The sequence below is a fragment of the Halostella salina genome (genome assembly GCF_003675855.1).
GTDB lineage: Archaea > Halobacteriota > Halobacteria > Halobacteriales > Natronoarchaeaceae > Halostella > Halostella salina.
The window spans coordinates 377,665-396,353 of sequence record NZ_RCIH01000001.1; the positions used below are offsets into that span (position 1 = coordinate 377,665).

The following is an 18,689-nucleotide window of genomic DNA, read 5'->3' on the forward strand; positions in this document are numbered from 1 at the left end:
CAGCGCTACGACGTGGTGACGATCACTCGCACCTGATCGCCGCGCTGGAGGACGTACTGTGCAGGGTCGACCGACTCCCCGTTGACCGTGATCGTGACGTTCGTACCGTCGTCGCCGTCCTCGTAGGTTGTGCCGTCGAAGGTCACCGAGTCCTCGGTCACCTCGATGCCGAGCGTGGCGAGGCCGTACTCCAGACTCACGTCCTGTCCGTGAACGTGCCAGCGGCTTCCGTCGCCGCCCTCGTAGTGGAAGTAGTCGTCCTGTAGCTGATACTGGTCCTGACTAAAATCGAGCGTCTGGCCGTCGATCGTGACGTTCATCGTCCCGTGGTAGTGGACGCTCCGCAGGTCGTGGGGCGTTATCTCCGCGTCGGCGCTCGGACCGCTCCCGCCCGCGAGCAGGACGTACGCGAGCGCGCCGGCGATCAGCACGCCGACGACCCCCGCGCCGACCACCGCCATCGTCGGGATCCCGCCGTCGCCGTCGTCGAGGTCGTCGACCCGCCGCCGTTCGATGCGGGTCAGTTCGTCGGGGTGCTCGTCGCGGAGGTGTCGGAGGTAGGCGTCCTCCTCGTCGAACGACGCCCCGCAGTGGTCGCACTCGTCCATGGTTTCCGTCAGGGACAACGCGCACCTAACCCTTGCGACTCCGGCGGTTCGAGGCGAGGTCGGCGAAGGCGGCGACCTCGCGCTCCTCGCGCGTCCCGGTGTCGGCGTCGTCGCGCAGACGCTCTTTGACGGCCGCGAGCGCGGCCGGGTCGTTGCCCGCAACCTCCTCGGCGACCGCCAGCGGCTCCTCGACGACGCGCGACACCAGCCCCATCTCCCGCGCTTCGGCGGCGTCGACGACCCGCCCGGAGAGCGCCAGGTCCATCGCCTCGCCCTCGTCGACGATTCGGGGGAGGCGAACGGTCCCGCCCCACGCGCCGAACAGGCCGAACTCGACGCCAGGCTCGGCGAACGTCGCCGCTGGCGTCGCCACCCGGAGGTCGCAGGCCAGCGCCAGCTCCATCCCGCCGCCCCGGGCCGCCCCGTCGACCCCCGCCACGACGACGCTGTCGCTCTCCGCGATCGCGGTCGCGGTCCGCTGGCCGCGCCGTGCCAGCGCCGCCGCCCCGTCGCCGTCCAGCTCATCGACCACGTTCAGGTCCGCCCCGGCGCAGAACGCCTCGCCGGCCCCGCGGAGGGAGACGACGGGCGTCGCGGCGTCGGTGACGGCCGCTCGCAGCTCGTCGAGGCCGGCCGGCGTGAGGGCGTTGCGCCGCTCCGGACGGGCCAGCGTGACGGTCGTGATCCGGCCGTCCGCAGTCGATTCGATCATGCCACCGCGTGGGGGCTTGTTTCCAAAGGTCTTTGCCCCTGCCACCGCTAGCTCGCAGTGATGGAAGAGGCCGCCATGTGCCGGCGCGCGGCCCGCGATGCCGTTCGGGACATCGGTCCCGAGCGCCTCCGGACCGTCATCGACGACCTGCTTGCCGACGCCTCGATGCTCCCCGGTGCGCTCGCGCTGCTGAGCGCGCGGGCCGCCGACGAGAGCGTCGAACTCGACAGCGTCGCCGACCGCGCGGCCGGCGTCCAGCTCATCTACGACGGGCTCCGGCTCACTCGCGAACTCTCGCGCGAGGAACCCTGGGCCGACCGCGAGGACCACACCGATCCGAACCTCGACGTGCTCGCCGCCGACGTGCTCGTCGCCCGCGGCTTCTACCTGCTCGCCAGGACCGACGCCGCCGGGAAAGCCGTCGAGACGGTCCGTGCGTTCGGTCGGGACGAGACGCTCGCCCGCGCTCCCGGGGCGGATACGGTCGCACTCGACGGCTCGCTCGAACGGAACGTGCTCGAACTGGCGACCACGGCCGGCACGACCGCGGTCGGCATCGCCCCCTCCGCCGCCGCGCTGGACACCGCGGCCGCGCTGTTCGAGAACCGCGAGCCGCCGCTCCCGCCGGCCGCGGACGCGCTACCGGACTCCCCCGGCGACCTCGGTATCGGTGCGAACGCGACCGAGGGTGGCGGCTCCGACGGCGTCCCACAGTCGGCCTCGGATCGCTGACGGCGGCGGGACGGATCGAAACGCCTAAAGATAAACCCGGACAAGGGAGGGACGCGAACGCGCCTGGGTAGCTTAGCGGTAAAGCGCGTCCTTGGTAAGGACGAGAGCCCGGGTTCAAATCCCGGCCTAGGCTTTCCGCGTTCACCTCGATGCTTCCTCGCGGTCCCGTTCGACACACCCCGCTGCAGCCGTCTCACCTGTCGTCCGGTCGGTCGTCCGTCTCCACCGTGACCCGTCCCGAGAGGTCCTGGGGGTTCGCGGGCGCGACGGCGACGCCGGCGTCGAGCAGTCGCTGCTTGGCTTCGGTTCGGTACTCCGTCCGGAGGCTCGCGATGTCGACGTCCGTGGGGTCGCCGACCCAGAACCAGACCGTCACCTCGACCGCCGACCCGCCCAGTTCCGTGACGTGGACCGCCGGTGCCGGGTCGTCGAGGGTCCGTGGGTCCGCGGCGGCAACGTCCAGTAACATCCCCCGGACCTCGTCGATGGGCTCGGAGTACGCCACGGTGAGCGATTCCTCGACCCGGTACCGGTCCCGCGCGAACGGGCGGGTGATCGCCGTGCTCGTCAGCATCGTGTTCGGTACGACGACGACCTCGCCGCCGGGCGTCCGCACCCGGGTGACCCGGAGGTCGATCTCCTCGACCGTCCCCTCCGTCTCGTCCCACACGATGTAGTCGTCGACGTTGAAATCCGGGTCGGCGACGAGGAACACCCCGCTGACGAGGTTCCCGATCACCTCCTGCCCGGCGACGCCGAGCGCCAGCGTCGCGGCGGCCAGAACGATGCCCGACCCGGCGGCGACACCGCCGAGCCCCGCCGCCTGAACCGCGATGGGGATGCCGACGACGACGAAGCCCACCCCGAGGTAGAGTTCGATCGCCTCGACCACGGTCGGATTGTTCGGGTTCCGGGCGCGAACCGCCCGGACGAGCGGCGGCAACAGCACGATCCGGCCGAGGAGGTACACGCCCACCAGCGTCCCGAGGAAGACAACGACGCTCCGGAGGTCGTCCTGATACGCCCCGACGAACTCCGTCGCCCCGGTCTGGAACACGGCGACTCCGGCCGCGAGGAGGTGATCCGGTTGCACACGGGACGCACGGGCGGGGAGGCGCTAAAACCCCCACGGTGCAGTCGGGCTGCCGGCGTGGCGGCGGTCCCGGTCGGCGGGCCGACGTACCGTGGCCGCTACTCTTCGTGGCCCGACTCGGACTCGACCAGCTCCGCCATGTGGACGTCCTGGTCGGTGATCCCGCCTTCCTCGTGGCTGGTGAAGCGAACTTCGACCTCCTTGTAGCCGATCCGGATCTCGGGGTGGTGGAACTCCGCCTCGGCGATCTCGCCGACGAGCTGTGCGAAGTTGACGCCGCGGAGGTAGTCGTCGAACTCGTAGGTCCGGACGACCTCGTCGCCCTCACGGTGCCACTCCTCGGGGAGCTGTGTCTCGATCTCCTCGTCCGAAAGTAGCTCTGCCATGCACGGAGTAACCGAACGCAGGGTGAAAACGGTTGCCCCGCCGGCGGTACGACCGCGGTGGTCAGTCGTCGTCGAACGAGCCGACCGGGGCGTCCGCCGGGAGGTCGTCCGGGAACTCGTCCGGCATCGCGTCGGCGGCGGGCGGCCCGTCCGCCTCCCCGCCGAACTCGGGGTCGAACAGCTGTAGCGCGGTGTGGATCGTCGTCCAGTCGTCGTCGGCGGCGGCCTCCCGGAGGCTCTTGGTCGGCGCGGCGAGCAACTGCCCGACGAGCGAGTCGGCCAGCGACTCGACTATCTCGCGTTGCTCCTCGGTGAGGTCGCCCTCGGCCTCCAGCTGGGACACCGCGGTCGACACCTCGCGGGCCTTGACGCGCTCGGCGCTCTCGTACATGGCGGCGATGACCTCGTCGGCCCGCTTGCGCTTGTACTGGTCCAGCAGGCGGTCGAACTCCTCGTCTATCATCGTCTCGGCGCGGTCGGCGGCCGCCCGGCGTTGCTGTCGGGTCTCGTCGGTCACCGACTCCAGCGCGTCGAGGTCGTACACCGCGACCGCGTCGATGTCGTCCGCCGCCGGCGACACGTCCCGGGGCTGTGCGAGGTCGACGACGACGGTCTCGCCGGCGTCGGCGAGGTCGGCGGCGTCGAGCACGCGGTCGTCGCTCGCCGTCGCGGTGACGACCACATCGGCGCGGTCGGCCGCCGCCGTGACGCCCGGCAGCGCGATCGCCCTCGCGTCCGCGTCGACCTCCTTGGCGACGTGTTCGGCGTGCGGGACGGTCCGGTTGGCGACGAGGATCTCCGCTGCGCCGTGGGCCGCGAGCGCGCGAGCCGAGAGCGTGCCCATCTCGCCCGCGCCGACGACGAGCACCGTCGCCGTCGAGAGGTCGGTTTCGGCGTCGGCGAGTCTGGCCGCGGCGGTGCCGAGCGACACCGCGCCCTCGTTGATCGTCGTCTCCGTCCGGACGCGCTCGCCGACGTGGATCGCCTTGGTCACGGCGTCCTCCAGCATCGGCCCGATGCCGCCCGCGCCGCGAGCCTCCTCGTATGCGGTGCGGATCTGGCCGAGGATCTGGTCCTCGCCGAGGACGAGCGATTCGAGCCCGGCGGCGACACGGAGGAGGTGGCGCAGACTCCCCTCGTGGTCGAGTTCGACCGCGGCGTCGTCGGGGACGGCCGCGACGAACTCGTCCAGCGCGGCGCGGCCCGCCGCCGGGTCGTCCGCCACGACGTACGCCTCGACGCGGTTGCACGTCTGGAGGGCGAACGCCTCCGAGACGCCCTCGGCCCGGGAGAGGGTCGAGACGACCGTCCGCTGGTCCGGGCCGCTGGCGGCGGCGAGCGTGTCCACGTCGGCGTGCTCGTGGGAGACGCTCACGCCCGCGATAACGCCGTCGCTCGGCATCACGACGGATCACCCGGGCTATCGTCCTCGAAACTGATCACGTCACGGACCACTTGCTGGAGGTTGGTGTCCCCCCTACGTAAACCCTTCCAAACGGCCGACGAGCGGACGACGGTCCGGACGGCGTCCCGCCGTTCCGCCGGTGGCACGTCCGCTGCCTGTAACTCCTCGCGGAGGTCGCCGACCAGGTCGGCCAGTTCGCCGGCCCCGTCTATCTCGCCCTCGATCCGCTCGCGGAGGTGCTTGCTCAGGGCCGGTGCGGTCCCGCCCGTCGCGACGGCGGCGACGACCGGGTCATCACGGACGGTCGCGGGGACGACCACGCTGCCGACCTCGCGGTCGCCGTGCCGGTCGGTCCGGTTGACCAGCGCGCCGGCCGCCCGGGCGGCGTCGGCGGCCGCCGCGTTCACCGTCTCGTCGTCGGTCGCGGCGACGACCAGCGCCGGGTCGAAGCGCTCGACCCAGCCGTCCACGTCGTCGGGCGAGGGGGCAGCCCGCACCCGCTCGGCTCCGCCGAAGTCGCGCTCGGCGAAGCCGGGGCTCACGACGACGACACGGGCCTCGCGGGCGAACTTGCGCGCCTTCCGCGCGGCGACGGGGCCGCCGCCGAACACGAGCACGGTCGCGCCGGTGAAGTCGTGAAGTAGCGGGATCATGCGGTGGTGGCGGGTGACGGGGTCATTCGGCCGTGTTCGCGGTCGCGCGCTCGTCGATGCGGATGCCCGTCTTCTTCAGGATGCGCGTCGAGAACAGCGTGTCCCAGTCCTCGTCGCCCACGTCCCAGAACTCGGCCATCCGCTCGCGCACCTGCTCGACCCGTCGGTCGCTCTCTTCCTCGCTCCGGCCGTGGGTCATGGCGAAGAAGTTGTACGGCCACACGCCCTCGTGGCGCGGCCGACGGTAGCAGTGCGTGACGAAGGGAAGCGACGCGATCTCGGGGCCGACCTCGTCGACCACGTCGTCGGGCACGTCCCACACCGTCATCCCGTTTTCCGTGTACCCGAGCGCGTAGTGCGTCGGGATGACGCCGACCCGCCGGATCTTCCCCTCGGCGTCGAACCGCTTGATCGTCTCCAGCACCCACTCGACGTCCGCGCCGACCGCGTCGGCAACGTCGCGGTACGGCGTCGCGGTGACCGGGAGGCCGTCCTGGATCTCGACGACCAGGTCGCGCTCGGCGGGCGTCAGCGTCGCCGCGTCGGTCGGCGTCACGTCCGGCCCGAGGTGAGACAGGTCCACGTCGCCGTCGGGGATCGGCCCGTCGACGTAGAACTTCGCCTCGACGCGGAACTCTCGCTGTTTTGGGAGGTTGTACGTCTCCTGTCCCGTTTCGGCCTCGATCTCGGACAGCACCTCCTCGACGTGAGCCTTGTCCGCAACGCTCACGACGAACCACATGTTGAGGTGAGGATGCTCGCGCTCGTAGTTGTGGGCCACCTCGCGGTGGGCGTTGACCGTCTCGGCGACCTCGTCGAAGCGGTCCTCGGGCGCGTGCATGGCGACGAGGGTTGCCGTCCCGCCGATCTCTGCCGCGTTTATCAGCGGCCCGAACCGGGTCAGCACGCCCCGCTCGTCGAGGTCGCGGACCCGCGCCAGCAGTTCGTCGCCGTCCACGTCGACGCCCCGCTCGCGGAGCGCCGCGGCCGCCGGCTCGAACGGGTCGCAGACGACCGGAAAGCCGCCCTGAAAGGCGTTGACGACGGCGCGGTCCCGCTCGTCCAGATCGGCGTCCGTCCTGCTCATAGCCGGTACTCGGGACCGGGCGCGTATAAGCGATGCGAGGCGGGACGGCTCGCCGGGCGGCAGTCGGCCCTAGTCGCCGCGAACGCCCGTCACGTCGAACCCCTGCTCGCGGATGTCCGCCAGAATGGCCTCCTGGTCGGCGCTGGCCTCGTAGTAGAACACCACGTCGTACGTCCCCTCGCGCAGGAGCTGCTGGCACTCCCAGACGAACTCGTCGCCGTCCAGCGTCCGCCCCTGATGCTGGTTCGACGCGAACTCGGGGTCGTCGGAGCCGGAGTAGACGTACGTCTCGGCGTCGGTCGCGTGCCCGGCGATGATCTCGCCCACGTCGATCGTCGCCTGTGTCATCGCGATGTCGTCCTGCGACTCGATCCCGGTGTGGACGACCGCGCCGTTCAGTTCGATCTCGCCGGGTTCGAGGAGCTGTTTCGTCCGCCGGTACAGGTCGTCGTCCAGAGCTTCGGCCATTAGCCGAACCGATGGCTCGCGGTCCCTTATGCTACCTGCTTCGTCGACGCGCGGACCCGTCGCTTGTCGCGTTGAAAGAATGTAGAAACGGTGCACGGGCGGACTGCGAGAGGGTTGCCCCCCGTAGATGCGCGTCACCGCACCGCCTGACAGCGCCCGGATTCGTGTGGGCTGGATAACGGCCGAAGCCGTCTCCGAATAGCCGGTTTACAGACGCTCGAGGTTCGTCGCGCGCGGGCCCTTGTCGGCCTGCTCGATGTCGAACTCGACTTCCTGACCTTCCTCCAGGTCAGGACCGCCGACGTCCTCCATGTGGAAGAACACGTCTTCCTCGGAGTCCTCGCTGTCAATGAAACCGTAACCGCCCGTGTCGTTGAAGAAGTCGACCGTACCTTTCGCCATTGCAACTCTCCAGAATCGCCCCGTGCATATAAGCCATGCGACTCGCCCCGGCGAGCGTGGCCGCCGTACGTGACAGCACGACACACAAGACACATGATGCCCGCCACCGTCATCGTAGTCGAGCATGCTGTCTCGCCTCCGCGAGCGCGCCGACGCCGCCTACGAGCGGCTGCTGGAACGCGAGGTGTCCGGTACGCCCTCCCACGTCGCCGTCATTCAGGACGGCAACCGCCGATACGCGGAAAAGCAAGGTGCGGACACGGACGACGGCTACCGCGCCGGCGCACAGACGACCGAACGGGTTCTCGACTGGTGTTCGGATCTCGGCATCGACGAACTCACGCTGTACGCCTTCTCGACGGAGAACTTCAACCGGCCGCCGGAGCAGCAGGAGACGCTGTTCGACCTGCTGGAGGAGAAGCTGTACGAGTTCGCCGACGCCGACCGCGTCCACGAGGAGGAGGTGTGCATCCGCGCGCTCGGCGACGTGGACCGCCTGCCCGAGCGCGTGCGCGAGGCGGTCGCGTACACGGAGGACCGGACGCGGGAGTACGACGAGTTCGTGCTGAACATCGCGCTGGCCTACGGCGGCCGCGAGGAGCTGCTGTCGGCGGCCCGGAGCGTGGCGGCCGACGTCGACGCCGGCGACCTCGACCCGAACGACGTGGACGTCGAGACCGTCGAGGAGCGCCTGTACGGCCGTCCTGTCCGCGACGTGGACCTCATCATCCGGACCGGCGGCGACGAGCGGACGAGCAACTTCCTCCCGTGGCACGCCAACGGCAACGAGGCCGCCGTGTTCTTCTGTGCGCCCTACTGGCCGGAGTTCTCCCGCGTCGATTTCCTCCGGGGCATCCGGACGTACGAACACCGCGAGCGCTCGTGGCGGCGCACGCGTGCGCGACGCGGTCTCGCGCTCCTGCGAGCGCTGGGTGGCGTCGAACTCGACGAGGCGCGCAGCGTCGTCCGGCGGTTCCGCGACTCGCTCCCGAGCGGCGAGCGCTCGACCGTCGACGAAGTTGCCGACGAGGTCGCGGCCGAGGACGAGGAACTGCGGGCGGCGGACTGAACGCAGTCGACTAGCGGCCGAATTTCCGTCAGTCCGCTCGCCGAAGCTCGCTCCCTGACGACGTTTGGACTACCGTCCGAACTTCCGCCGGTCCGTTGCACTCCCCGGCGGCGTTCGGCCTATCGGCCGAACCGCCTGTTCCGCTCGCCGAACTCCCGGAGCGCGCGCAGGTAGTCCCGCTTCCGGAAGTCCCGCCAGTTCACGTCGGTGAAGTACAGCTCCGAGTAGACGGACTGCCAGATCATGAAATCCGAGAGCCGCTCGGCCCCGGTCTTGATCACGAGGTCCGGCTCCTCCGGGAAGACGAGTCGGTCCTCGATATCCTCGGCCTCGATGTCGTCGGGGTCCAGGTCGCCGTCCTCGACCTCCTCGGCGAGCCCCCGCACCGCGTGCGTGAACTCGTGTTTCCCGCCGAGGCCGATGCTCACCTGAATCGGCGCGTCGGCGGGCTCGTCGTCGTCCGGGCCGCGAACGTCGACCGGATGCGGGGCGTCGATGTCGTCGAACTGCCGCTTCAGCGTCGGGACGGCGGCCTCGTCGAGGACGCTGACGGGGACGGTGACGCGCTCGGCCCCGTACTCGAACGCCCACGAGAACGCGTCCTCCAGCGTGTCGTACGCGCCCTGTTCCAGCAGGTCGCGCTCCGTGATGACGACCGCGACGTGGTCGGGGCGCTGATAGTCGGCAAGCCGGAGGCGGGCGGCGAGATAGCGGTCGTACAGTCCCACGGCACGACGTTTTCCGGCGACCCGACTAAAACGCACGGGTCGACGCCGTCGCCCGTTGGCTTCGGGAAGGTTAAGTAACCTACCTACAAACGGACGCGGTAACGTGACATCGACAGTGCGGCGAGCGGCCGGGTTCGCTGCCGTCGGGAGCATCGCGCTGGCCGCACCGCTGCTCGGGGCGGCGGCCGCGCTCCCCTTCGCCGCCGTCGCCGCACTCGCCGCCGTCGTCGACGACGGCCCCGTGTTCGACCTGTTCGCCCGGCCGGGCGACCGGGAGGAGGGCCGGCTCAACGGGCTGATCGGCTTCTCGCTCGCCGCCACCGGGCTCGGCCTCCTCTCGGCGGTCACGGCGATCCCCGCCCTGGCCTTCGTCGGGGCCGTCCTCTGCCTGTGCTACGGCAACCTCGTCGCCCAACTGTTCGGGGGCCGCTGGCCCGGCCCGTTCGCCGACGCGGTCGGCTTCGTCGGCGGCGGGACCCTCGGCTGTGGTGTCGGGATCGCCGCCGCCGCGGCGCTGGGCGGGACCGCGTCGCCGTCGCCGCCCACCGCCGTGTTTCTGGCGACCAGCGCCGCGCTGCTGGGCGCGCTGCTCCGGGCCGTCTTCTTCGAGCGTGACGACCCCCTCGTGTTGCTCTCGGTCGGCTTCCTCCTGTGGTTCCTGTGGGCGCTGACCGAACCGGTCACCGCGACGGAGGTCGGCGTCGCCCTCGCGGTGACGGTTGCGGTCGGCTACGCCTCCTACGCGCTCGACACCGCCTCCGTCTCGGGGATGCTCTCGGGCGTGTTCCTCGGCCTGCTGACGGTCGTCCTCGGCGGGATCGGCTGGTTCGCCGTCATCATCGCCTTCTTCGGTATCGGCGGCCTCTCGACGAAGTTCCGGTACGAGGAGAAGGAGCAACGCGGCGTCGCCGAGGAGAACGAGGGGGCCCGCGGCAGCGCCAACGTGTTCAGCAATGCCGCCGTGGCGCTGGCGGCCGTCCTCGGCTACGCCGCCGCCCCCTTCGAACTCGCCGTCGCCGGGGGCGTTCGCGTCGAGGCGCTCCCGTTCGTGTACGCGTTCGCGGGGTCGGTGTCGACGGCGATGAGCGACACCCTCTCCAGCGAGATCGGCGGCGTGTTCGACCGCCCGCGACTGATAACGACCCTCGAACCGGTCGATCCGGGGACCGACGGCGGCGTCACCTGGCAGGGCGAGGTGGCCGGCTTTGCCGGCGCGTCGGTGATCGCGCTCATCGCCGTCGGGCTGCTCGACACGGTCGGGACGGCCGGCGGCGGCGTCGTCCTCGTGGCGGGCGTCGCCGGGATGACCGTCGACAGCCTGCTCGGGGCGACGGTAGAGGGCGGCCGCCTCGGCAACCAGAGCGTCAACTTCCTCGCGACCCTCTCGGGGGCGGTCGTCGGGGCGGGGCTGGCGGTCGTCGCGGGTGTTCCCGCGGTCGCGTGATCCGAGCCGCGACGGCCGCAGACCTGCCCGTCCTCGGCGTGCTTCAGTCGCTGCTCCCCGAATCGTCGCCGAAGTTGCTCGCGGCGAGTATCGACGGTCCCGGCGTCGTCCTCGTCTCCGTCCCGGACGCCCCCGCAGCCGATCCGGGCGCGACCGGAACGCCGGTCGGCTACCTCCTCGCGACGACCGGCCCGGACCCGGCCCACCTCGCCGAACTCGTCGTCGCCCCCGCATACCGTCGGGAGGGGCGGGGCCGGCGGCTCCTCGCGGCCGCGCTCCCGCGGCTCCGCGACGCGGGCGCGACCGCGGTCGAGATCGCCGTCGAACCGGACAATGACGCGGCACGGACGCTGTACGCCGAGTTCGGGTTCGAGGAACGCGAGCGGGTCGACGGATACTACGAGAACGGCGGGACGGCGGTGCTGCTCCGACGGTCGCTGTAACCGCCGGCGGTTCCCGCGGGGACGTTTCCCGGGACGGCTACAGCGCGATGTCGGCGGCTGCGTGGACCCGAACGCCGGTGGGGCGCTTCGTGAAGTCGCCGAGTTCGCGGCCGACGACCGTCCCGACGCCGCGGTCGGCCGCCACGTCGGCGAGGCGCTGGCTGACGACGCCGTCGAGGACGACGGTCTCGGGGACGTTCTCGGCGTCGGCGACCGCGTCGCGGGCCGCGTCGGCGGGAGCCTCCGCGATCGGTTCGGCGTCGCCGTCCAGTAACCGGACGATGCCCCGCTCGCCGTCGATCACGTCGGCGACGTGGTCGCGGAGCGTTTCGGGGAGCGCGTCGGCGTCGCCCGATGCGGTCGGGTCGTCGGTCGTCGCGGCGGTCCCTGCATCGCTTCCGGTCTCGTCGGCCGCGCCGCGGCGAAGCGGCTCCGCGGCGTCGCCGCCGTCGCCCGCCCCCGCCGGCGAGTCGGGGGTTTCGGGGGACTGCGGGCCGTCGGACACGTCCGCGGTCGGCGGGGAGGGCGACTGGCTTCCGTCGGTGGCGACGGGTTCGCCGGCGTCGCCGGGGTCCGCGCGGTTCGCGACCGAGGCGTACGGCGTCTTCTCGCGGAGGGCGGCGAAGGCCTCCTCCCGGGAGAGGTCCTCGACGGACTTCCCCTCGGGGGCGAAGGCGACGTAGTCGACCTCGCCCACCTGCGCCAGTTCGCGCAGGATGAGGTGGCCGCCGCGGTCGCCGTCGAGGAAGGCGGTGACCGTCCGCTCGGCCGTGAGGTCGCCGACGGCGTCGGGCACGTCGGTGCCGTCGACCGCGACGGCGTTCTTGATGCCGTACCGCAGCAGCGTCAGCACGTCCGACCGCCCCTCGACGACGACGACGGCGTCGCTGTCGGCGACGTGGGGACCGGCCGGCTGGCCCTCGTACTCGGTGATGTCGGCGACGCGAACGCTCTCCCTGACCTCGTCGAGTATCTCCTCGCTGGTCATCACGCCCTCGTCGAACGACTCCTGGAGGAGTTCCTGGGCTCGCTCCACGACCCACCGGCGCTTGGCCGCGCGCACGTCCTCGATGTCGGTGATCTCCAGGGTCGCCTCGCACGGGCCGATGCGGGTGAGCGTCTCCAGCGAGGCCGCGAGCGTGGCGGTCTCGACCCTGTCGAGGCTCGTCGCGATGGTGGCCGTGCCGGTCGACCGGCCGCCCTCGCTCGCTATCTCCACCTCGATGCGACCGACCTTCGAGGACTGCTGTAACCCTCTGAGGTCGAGGTCGTCGCCGAGGAGGCCCTCCGTCTGACCGTAGATCGCACCGACGACGTCACTCCGCTCTACCACCCCGTCGGCGCTGATCTCCGCGTGAATGAGATATTTCGATGTATCTTCCATTGGTGAACTGCCCGGGTGACGGGCTGAATGGTGATGCCATGTGTAGCCATGGACCATAAATACATGGCGGGTGCCGGTTGAAATAGTTGTCGTCGCCCGCCGGGCTACTGGCGTTCGTCGAGCGCCGCGGCCCCGTGTGCCAGCGACGACAGCGGGTCGGCCGGGTCGTCGTGTTCGTACACCAGCCACTCGACGCCGGCGTCGCGGGCCGCCTCGACGCAGGCCCCGACGTCGAGGTCGCCCTCGCCCAGTTCCACCGGCGTCCGCGAGTCCGCATCCACGTCCTTCAGGTGGACCAGCGGCACGCTCTCGATCCGGGAGAGCAGGGCGACCGGATCCGCGCCGGCGGCCAGCGCCCAGCCGAGGTCGAGTTCTATCGCGACGGCGTCGCCGAGCGTCTCGACCAGCAGGTCGAACGCCGTCCTGTCGCCGAGGTCAGTGAACTCGTGGTCGTGGTTGTGGTAGGCGAGCCGAAGTCCCCGGTCCGCCAGCGCGTCGCCGACGGCGGTGAGCCGGTGCGCCGTCTCCTCGACGGCCGCCGCGGACTCGAAGCCCGACGGGTCGACGTACGGGACGACGACCGTGTTGCAGCCCGCGGCGTCGCAGGCCGCGGCGACGGACTGTACGTCCTCCTCCAGTTCCTCGATCCCGACGTGTGCGGCGGCCGCCGACAGCCCGGCGTCGTCGAGCGCCGCCGGTGCGTCGTCGCCCGGCGCGCCGGCGAACTCGACGCCGTCGAGCGCCGTGTTGCCGACCCGGGCGAGCAGTTCCGGCGTCGACGCCTCGACGTGGCGAAGCGTGTACAGCTGAATGGCAGTTCGCATACCTGTCGCGTCGGTCGGGAGCCGCAAATAACCCGGCCCCGGACTGGGCGTCGGTCGACCGGTCGGACGCGTCGATTCGGTCCTGGGGCCGTCAGTCGTCCGTCTCGGGGGTCGCGCGGGCGTCGTCCGTCGCCGCGTCGGTCCCGTCGGACCCGTCGACGTCGTGGGAGCCGACCGGCGGCAGGTTCGCCTCGGCGGCTGGCGAGTCCGCGAGGTCGGTGTCGTCGGCGATGCTCGACATCTCCCCGTCTGCCTCCCTCGGCTGGTCAGACGCCCCGGGCGACTGACTGCTTCGAGAATCGCGCCGCGATTCTCGAACGTCCTGATCCACCCGCATCGAGCAGAACTCGACGCCGCACATCGAGCAGAACCTCGCCTCTTTGTAGTTGTCCCCGGGGAGCGACTGGTCGTGGTACTCGCGGGCGCGTTCGGGGTCCAGCGAGAGGTCGAACTGCTCGGACCAGTCGAACGCGTAGCGCGCCTCCGAGAGCGCGTCGTCCCAGTCCCGCGCCCCCTCGCGGCCGTTCGCCACGTCGGCGGCGTGGGCGGCGATGCGGTAGGCTGCCAGCCCGTCCCGCACGTCCTCGCGCTCGGGGAGACCGAGATGCTCCTTCGGCGTGACGTAGCACAGCATCGCCGCGCCGGCCCGGGCCGCCTCCGTCGCGCCGATGGCGCTCGTGATGTGGTCGTAGCCGGGCGCGATGTCGGTGACGAGCGGGCCGAGCACGTAGAACGGCGCGCCGTCGCAGACCTCCTGCTGGCGCTGGACGTTGTCGGCCACCTCGTCCATCGGGATGTGGCCCGGCCCCTCGACCATCACCTGCACGCCGTGGTCCCAGGCGGTCCGGGTGAGTTCGCCGAGCGTGTCGAGTTCGGCGAACTGGGCGGCGTCGCTCGCGTCGGCGAGACAGCCCGGGCGCAGGCCGTCGCCGAGGCTGAACGTCACGTCGTGGTCGGCGAATATCTCGCAGATCGCCTCGAACTCCGTGTAGAGGGGGTTCTGTGCGCCGTTCTCCTCCATCCACTGCGCGAGCAGCGACCCGCCACGGGAGACGATGCCGGTCTTCCGGCCGTCGGTCAGCGGCAGGTGTTCCATGAGGACGCCCGCGTGGATGGTCATGTAGTCGACGCCCTGTTCGGCCTGCTTCTCGATGACGTCGAGCAGCAGGTCGGGCGTGAGGTCGGCCACGTCGTCGACCTTCGTCACCGCCTCGTAGATGGGGACGGTGCCGACCGGGACCGGCGAGCGGTCGACGTTCGCCTCGCGGATGCGGTCCAGGTCGCCGCCCGTGCTCAGGTCCATCACGGTGTCCGCGCCGTGGTGGACGGCCGTGTGGAGCTTCTCCAGTTCGCCCTCCAGGTCGCTCGTCGTCTCGCTGTTGCCGATGTTGGCGTTGACCTTCGTCGCGAACTCCCGGCCGATGATCATCGGGTCGAGGCGGTCGTGGTGTTCGTTGGCCGGGATCACCGCCTGCCCCTCGGCGACCTGCTCGCGGACGAACTCCGGGTCGACGTTCTCGCGCTCGGCGACGCGCTCCATCTCGGGGGTGACAACCCCGTCCCGCGCTCTGCGGATCTGCGTCATGATAACTAAGTTGTACCACTTAGTAATAAAACCGGGGGTGACCGCGGCCCCGACGGTCGCGAGACTGGTGGTTTATGGTACCGCCGCCACCACGTACCGGGTATGCAAACGCACATCGTCCCGGTCGGCTTCGACTACGACCGGCTGATCGCGCCGCTGGTGCGCGACCAGTTCGACGTCGACCACGTAATTTTGCTGGAGGGGGCGGTCGGGAGCGAGGCCAACGTCGAGTACTCCCGGAACCTCTCGGAGAAACTGGAGAAGGACTTCCGGAACCTGCTCGGGGCGTCGACCGAGCGGTTCGTCATCGCGGACGTGTACGACTACGACGCGGCGTTCACGCAGGCGTACGACCTCATCAACGCCGAACTCGACGACGACAACGAGGTGTGGGTCAACGTCAGCGCGATGCCCCGCACCGTTTCCTTTGCCTTCGCGACGGCGGCCCACTCGATCATGGTCGAGCGGGAGGGTGACCGCGACCAGATCCACACCTACTACACGGTTCCCGAGAAGTACCTGGAAACCGAACTCGCCGAGGAACTGCGCCGACAGATCGACCTGCTCGCGGACGTGCGGGACGGGGACGTGGACGACGGCCGGGTCGACGAGCGCCTGGAGAGCGCCCGCGACCTGCTCGCGGAGTTCGACGAGCGCGGCACGACCATTGGGGCCAAGGAGATCGACGGCGACCACATCGTCGAACTGCCGGTCGCCTCGTTCTCGAACGTGAAGCCGTTCGAGGAGCTGATCCTCTACAAGCTCGGCGAGCACGGCGAGTTCGAGTCGGTGTCGGAACTCGCGGAGGCGCTTGCCGACGAACTCAACGAGGAGTACACCGACAGCTTCCGGTCGAAGGTGATCTACAACGTCGACCGCCTCGGCCCCGGCGGGAAGGGGTACATCGAGCAGGAGGCCGGCGGGAAGTCATACCGGACCCGGCTCTCCCGGATCGGGGAGCTGTGGGTGAACTCCCACTCCAACGGCGGCGACGGACTGGACGGCTAAGCCGGCGATCCGCCGACGGCTGCCCCCTACGCGAACCGCGCCAGCGCCCGCTCCCGGAGGACGAGCAGACAGGGCAGCACGGTCAGGCAGGCGACGAAGGCGTACACGATCGACAGCCCCGTCACGATGCCGAAGCGCTGGAGCGGCGGCGCGAGCGCGAGCGACAGCACGCCGAAGCCGGCGGCCGTCGTTGCGGCGCTGCCCAGCAGCGCACCGCCCGTCCCCGTCACCCCGGCCGACAGCGCGTCGACGAAGCCGTCGCGTCGCGTCCGCTCTTCCACCACACGCTCGGTGAGGTGGATGCTGTAGTCGACGCCGAGGCCGATGGCGAGGCTGGTGATCACCGCCGTCTCGCTGTTAAAGGGGATGCCGACGGCCCGCATCGTCCCGAGCAGCCACGCCAGCGCGATAAGCACCGGGATGAGCGTCACGACGCTCAGCCCCGGCGCGCCGTGTCGCCGCCAGTACAGCGCCGTCAGGAAGACGAGGATGACGACCAGCGTGACCGCGAAGGCCTGCACGAGCGTCTCCAGCAGGGCGTCCTGCAGGACGGCAGTGACCACCGGCCCGCTGGTCGCCACGGCCGTCACCGGTGCGCCGGACGACGCCGCGTCGGCGAACGCTCGCACGTCCCCGGCGATCGTCTGGGCCGGGGCGTCGCCCTGCACGCCGACGACGAGGCGGGCCGAGGCGTACTCGCCGCCCTCGGTCCGGGCGAGGTGCTCCGCGGCCCGGTCGGGCACGGCGTCGTAGACGAGGTCGTACACCGCGGCCACGTCCCGGTCGGGCAGCCCGTCGCCGTCGTCGTCCCGCTCTGCGATGGCGGCGGCGACCGTCTCGTTTCCGCCGGCAACGTCGCGGAGCAGGGTGTGCGGTCCCTCGACCGCGGCCGTGCCGTCCGAGCGGACGACGACCGCGCCGTCGGTGTCGGGGTCGTTCGTGGCCGCGTCGAGCGAGCGCAGCGTCGCGGGGTCGGTGACGTTCCCGCGTAGCAGCACTTGCGCTTCGGCCCCCTGCCCGCGCTGGCGGAAGTTGTCGCCGAGGTAGGCGGCGTGGTCGCGCACGTCGTAGTTCCCCGGCGCGAGCGGGCCGGGCAGCGAGTCTGCCCATGCCGGCGCGTCCTCGGGCAGGAAGTCGGCGCGGTTGAACTCCGTGTCGATGCCGGTCGCGCCGTACGCGCCGGCCGAGGCCAGCAGGAGCGCGACGACCACGACGCCGACCGGTGCGCGCCGCGCGAGGCCGACGGCACCCGAGAGGCCGCGGTTGATCGGCCCGGCCCCGAGCCCGACCGCCGTCTTGCGGCGCTCGAAGCCGAACCGGTCGAACGCGTTCTCGACGCCGAGCTTGACGGCAGGAACGAGCGCCCCGAACACGACGAACGTGGCGAGGATGCCGCCAGCCGACAGCACCGCGAAGTCCTGAATCGCGGTCAGCGGGCTGACGTAGTTCGAGAGGAAGCCGATCCCCGTCGAGAACGTCGCCGCGCCGAGCGCGAACACGACGCCTGCGACGCCGAGGCGCGTCGCGTCGGCGGGGCTCCGGCGGCCCACGGCGTCGTCATCGGACCGAAGGGTCCCCTCGCGGGCCTCCCGGTAGCGCATCACGACGTGGAGCGAGTAGTCGATGGAGAGGCCGATGAGCAGGAAGGGGACGGCGATCAGCAGCTGGCTCGACGGGATCCCGAGCCACCCCTGCAGCCCGGCCAGCCACGCCAGCACCGCCGCGATGCCGAACACGCCCACCAGCACGTCCGCAACGTCGCGGTAGGCGACGCCGAGCACCAGCAGGACGAGCACGAGCGCGACGGGCGTGATGATCGCGAAACTGTCGCCGACCGCCCGCGTCGACGCGTCGTCGGTGATCCCCTGGCCGAAGGCGAAGCCGTCGTCGAACCGCTCCTCGACGAGCGACTCGATCGCCAGCTGTGCGTCGTAGGCGGCGGTCGGGTCCTCGTCCGGGCCGCTGCTGTCGGTCTGGAACACGAACGCGATCCGCGCGTCGGCGGTCGTCTCGCCCGGTTCGTACGACGACGGGAGGAACTGGTACGGGTCGCCGCCGGGCGTCTCCGTCTCGGGGTCCAGCACCCGGCCGACGAGCGCCTCGACCTCGCTCGCGTTGCGCGATTCGAGGGCAGCGATCTGCTCGTCCATCGTGGGGGCTGGTGGCCGGTTAGCCGCGACTTGGCCGCCGGTACTGTTGCCGCCCTCACCGGGCGGCCCGCCGACACCCCGGTCCTCGTAGTAGGCGGCCGTCGCGATCACGTTCTCCAGGCCAACGACTCCCTGCTCCTCTCGGAGCGTGGGCGCGACGGTGTCGTTGGCCCGCAGGTCACGCTGGAGGCGGAGACTCTCCAGGAGCGAGTCCCGCGAGAGGACGTTGCCCTCGCGGACGACGACCTGCGTCACGACGGCGTCGTCGCTCGGATAGTCGGCTTCGATCTCCTCCAGAGCGGCTCGCTCGGGCGAGTCGGTCTCGAACTGGCCGATACCGCCGGACTCGGTCTCGCCGACGACCGCGCCCGCGGCGACGACGGCGGTCAGCAGGAGCACGGCGACGGCGACGAGGCGATACCGGGCGGCGAGGAAGGCGGCGTAGCGGTCGGCGAGTCCGTCGGTCATCGTCCCTCGCTGTGGCCCGTACGCTCTTATACTTTCGGTG

19 protein-coding genes and 1 tRNA gene are annotated in these 18,689 nt (G+C 70.9%); 6 read left to right on the top strand and 14 right to left on the bottom strand.

All coding sequences use genetic code 11. From position 1 onward, the window contains the following. Positions 1-5: 5 nt before the first annotated feature. A complete protein-coding gene (locus D8896_RS01985) occupies positions 6-608 on the bottom strand; it encodes a hypothetical protein (RefSeq protein ID WP_121820388.1) in 603 nt (200 codons plus the stop codon). Positions 609-633: 25 nt separating this feature from the next. Continuing rightward, the gene (locus tag D8896_RS01990) at positions 634-1,320 is read right to left on the bottom strand and encodes an enoyl-CoA hydratase/isomerase family protein (RefSeq protein WP_121820389.1); all 687 of its coding nucleotides are present in this window, start codon (positions 1,318-1,320) and stop codon (positions 634-636) included. 60 nt (positions 1,321-1,380) lie between these two features. On the opposite strand from D8896_RS01990, the gene D8896_RS01995 reads away from it, so the two are divergent. Next, a complete protein-coding gene (locus D8896_RS01995) occupies positions 1,381-2,052 on the top strand; it encodes a DUF7114 family protein (RefSeq protein ID WP_121820390.1) in 672 nt (223 codons plus the stop codon). A gap of 61 nt (positions 2,053-2,113) precedes the next feature. Further along, positions 2,114-2,185 (top strand) — tRNA-Thr (locus D8896_RS02000). A 60-nt stretch (positions 2,186-2,245) separates the two neighbouring features. Here the strand turns inward: D8896_RS02000 and D8896_RS02005 are convergent. The 7 genes from D8896_RS02005 to D8896_RS02035 form a co-directional block, all read right to left on the bottom strand. Further along, positions 2,246-3,145 carry a mechanosensitive ion channel family protein gene (locus D8896_RS02005; RefSeq protein ID WP_121820391.1) on the bottom strand — a complete coding sequence of 300 codons (900 nt, stop codon included), beginning with the start codon at positions 3,143-3,145 and terminating at the stop codon, positions 2,246-2,248. 98 nt (positions 3,146-3,243) lie between these two features. Further along, positions 3,244-3,531: a 4a-hydroxytetrahydrobiopterin dehydratase gene (locus D8896_RS02010; protein WP_121820392.1), complete on the bottom strand. Its 288-nt coding sequence runs from the start codon at positions 3,529-3,531 to the stop codon at positions 3,244-3,246. Between the two features lie 61 nt (positions 3,532-3,592). Continuing rightward, a complete protein-coding gene (gene hemA, locus D8896_RS02015; protein ID WP_121820393.1) occupies positions 3,593-4,933 on the bottom strand; it encodes a glutamyl-tRNA reductase in 1,341 nt (446 codons plus the stop codon). Next, positions 4,933-5,589 carry a precorrin-2 dehydrogenase/sirohydrochlorin ferrochelatase family protein gene (locus D8896_RS02020; protein WP_121820394.1) on the bottom strand — a complete coding sequence of 219 codons (657 nt, stop codon included), beginning with the start codon at positions 5,587-5,589 and terminating at the stop codon, positions 4,933-4,935. Before D8896_RS02020 ends, hemA begins: the two co-directional genes overlap by 1 nt. Before the next feature lie 22 nt (positions 5,590-5,611). Further along, a complete protein-coding gene (gene ahbB / locus D8896_RS02025) occupies positions 5,612-6,676 on the bottom strand; it encodes a siroheme decarboxylase subunit beta (protein WP_121820395.1) in 1,065 nt (354 codons plus the stop codon). A 69-nt stretch (positions 6,677-6,745) separates the two neighbouring features. Next, complete coding sequence (locus D8896_RS02030) at positions 6,746-7,144, bottom strand: DUF5778 family protein (RefSeq protein WP_121820396.1); 399 nt, start codon at positions 7,142-7,144, stop codon at positions 6,746-6,748. Between the two features lie 207 nt (positions 7,145-7,351). Beyond that, positions 7,352-7,546, bottom strand: coding sequence for a cold-shock protein (locus tag D8896_RS02035; RefSeq protein WP_121820397.1), 195 nt, complete (start codon positions 7,544-7,546; stop codon positions 7,352-7,354). A 124-nt stretch (positions 7,547-7,670) separates the two neighbouring features. Here D8896_RS02035 and uppS point away from each other — a divergent pair, with 124 nt between their 5' ends. Then, entirely contained in the window at positions 7,671-8,615 is a 945-nt protein-coding gene (gene uppS, locus D8896_RS02040) for a polyprenyl diphosphate synthase (protein ID WP_121820398.1), read from the top strand. 119 nt (positions 8,616-8,734) lie between these two features. On the opposite strand, the gene D8896_RS02045 is transcribed toward uppS, so the two are convergent. Further along, a complete protein-coding gene (locus D8896_RS02045; RefSeq protein WP_121820399.1) occupies positions 8,735-9,343 on the bottom strand; it encodes an undecaprenyl diphosphate synthase family protein in 609 nt (202 codons plus the stop codon). 103 nt (positions 9,344-9,446) lie between these two features. Here D8896_RS02045 and D8896_RS02050 point away from each other — a divergent pair, with 103 nt between their 5' ends. Further along, positions 9,447-10,787, top strand: coding sequence for a DUF92 domain-containing protein (locus D8896_RS02050; protein ID WP_121820400.1), 1,341 nt, complete (start codon positions 9,447-9,449; stop codon positions 10,785-10,787). Next, positions 10,784-11,230 (top strand): GNAT family N-acetyltransferase, encoded by a 447-nt coding sequence (locus D8896_RS02055; RefSeq protein ID WP_121820401.1) that lies wholly within the window; start codon positions 10,784-10,786, stop codon positions 11,228-11,230. Before D8896_RS02050 ends, D8896_RS02055 begins: the two co-directional genes overlap by 4 nt. A gap of 37 nt (positions 11,231-11,267) precedes the next feature. Here the strand turns inward: D8896_RS02055 and dnaG are convergent, their stop codons facing one another. From dnaG to thiC, 3 genes are all read right to left on the bottom strand, one after another. Continuing rightward, complete coding sequence (gene dnaG / locus D8896_RS02060; protein WP_121820402.1) at positions 11,268-12,614, bottom strand: DNA primase DnaG; 1,347 nt, start codon at positions 12,612-12,614, stop codon at positions 11,268-11,270. A gap of 104 nt (positions 12,615-12,718) precedes the next feature. Next, positions 12,719-13,438 (bottom strand): sugar phosphate isomerase/epimerase family protein, encoded by a 720-nt coding sequence (locus tag D8896_RS02065; protein WP_121820403.1) that lies wholly within the window; start codon positions 13,436-13,438, stop codon positions 12,719-12,721. Positions 13,439-13,529: 91 nt separating this feature from the next. Further along, complete coding sequence (gene thiC, locus D8896_RS02070; RefSeq protein WP_121820404.1) at positions 13,530-15,023, bottom strand: phosphomethylpyrimidine synthase ThiC; 1,494 nt, start codon at positions 15,021-15,023, stop codon at positions 13,530-13,532. 102 nt (positions 15,024-15,125) lie between these two features. On the opposite strand from thiC, the gene D8896_RS02075 reads away from it, so the two are divergent. Beyond that, positions 15,126-16,031 (top strand): HFX_2341 family transcriptional regulator, encoded by a 906-nt coding sequence (locus D8896_RS02075; protein WP_121820405.1) that lies wholly within the window; start codon positions 15,126-15,128, stop codon positions 16,029-16,031. 26 nt (positions 16,032-16,057) lie between these two features. On the opposite strand, the gene D8896_RS02080 is transcribed toward D8896_RS02075, so the two are convergent. Further along, on the bottom strand, positions 16,058-18,649 hold the full coding sequence (locus D8896_RS02080; RefSeq protein WP_121820406.1) for an efflux RND transporter permease subunit: 2,592 nt from the start codon (positions 18,647-18,649) through the stop codon (positions 16,058-16,060). Positions 18,650-18,689: the final 40 nt, after the last annotated feature.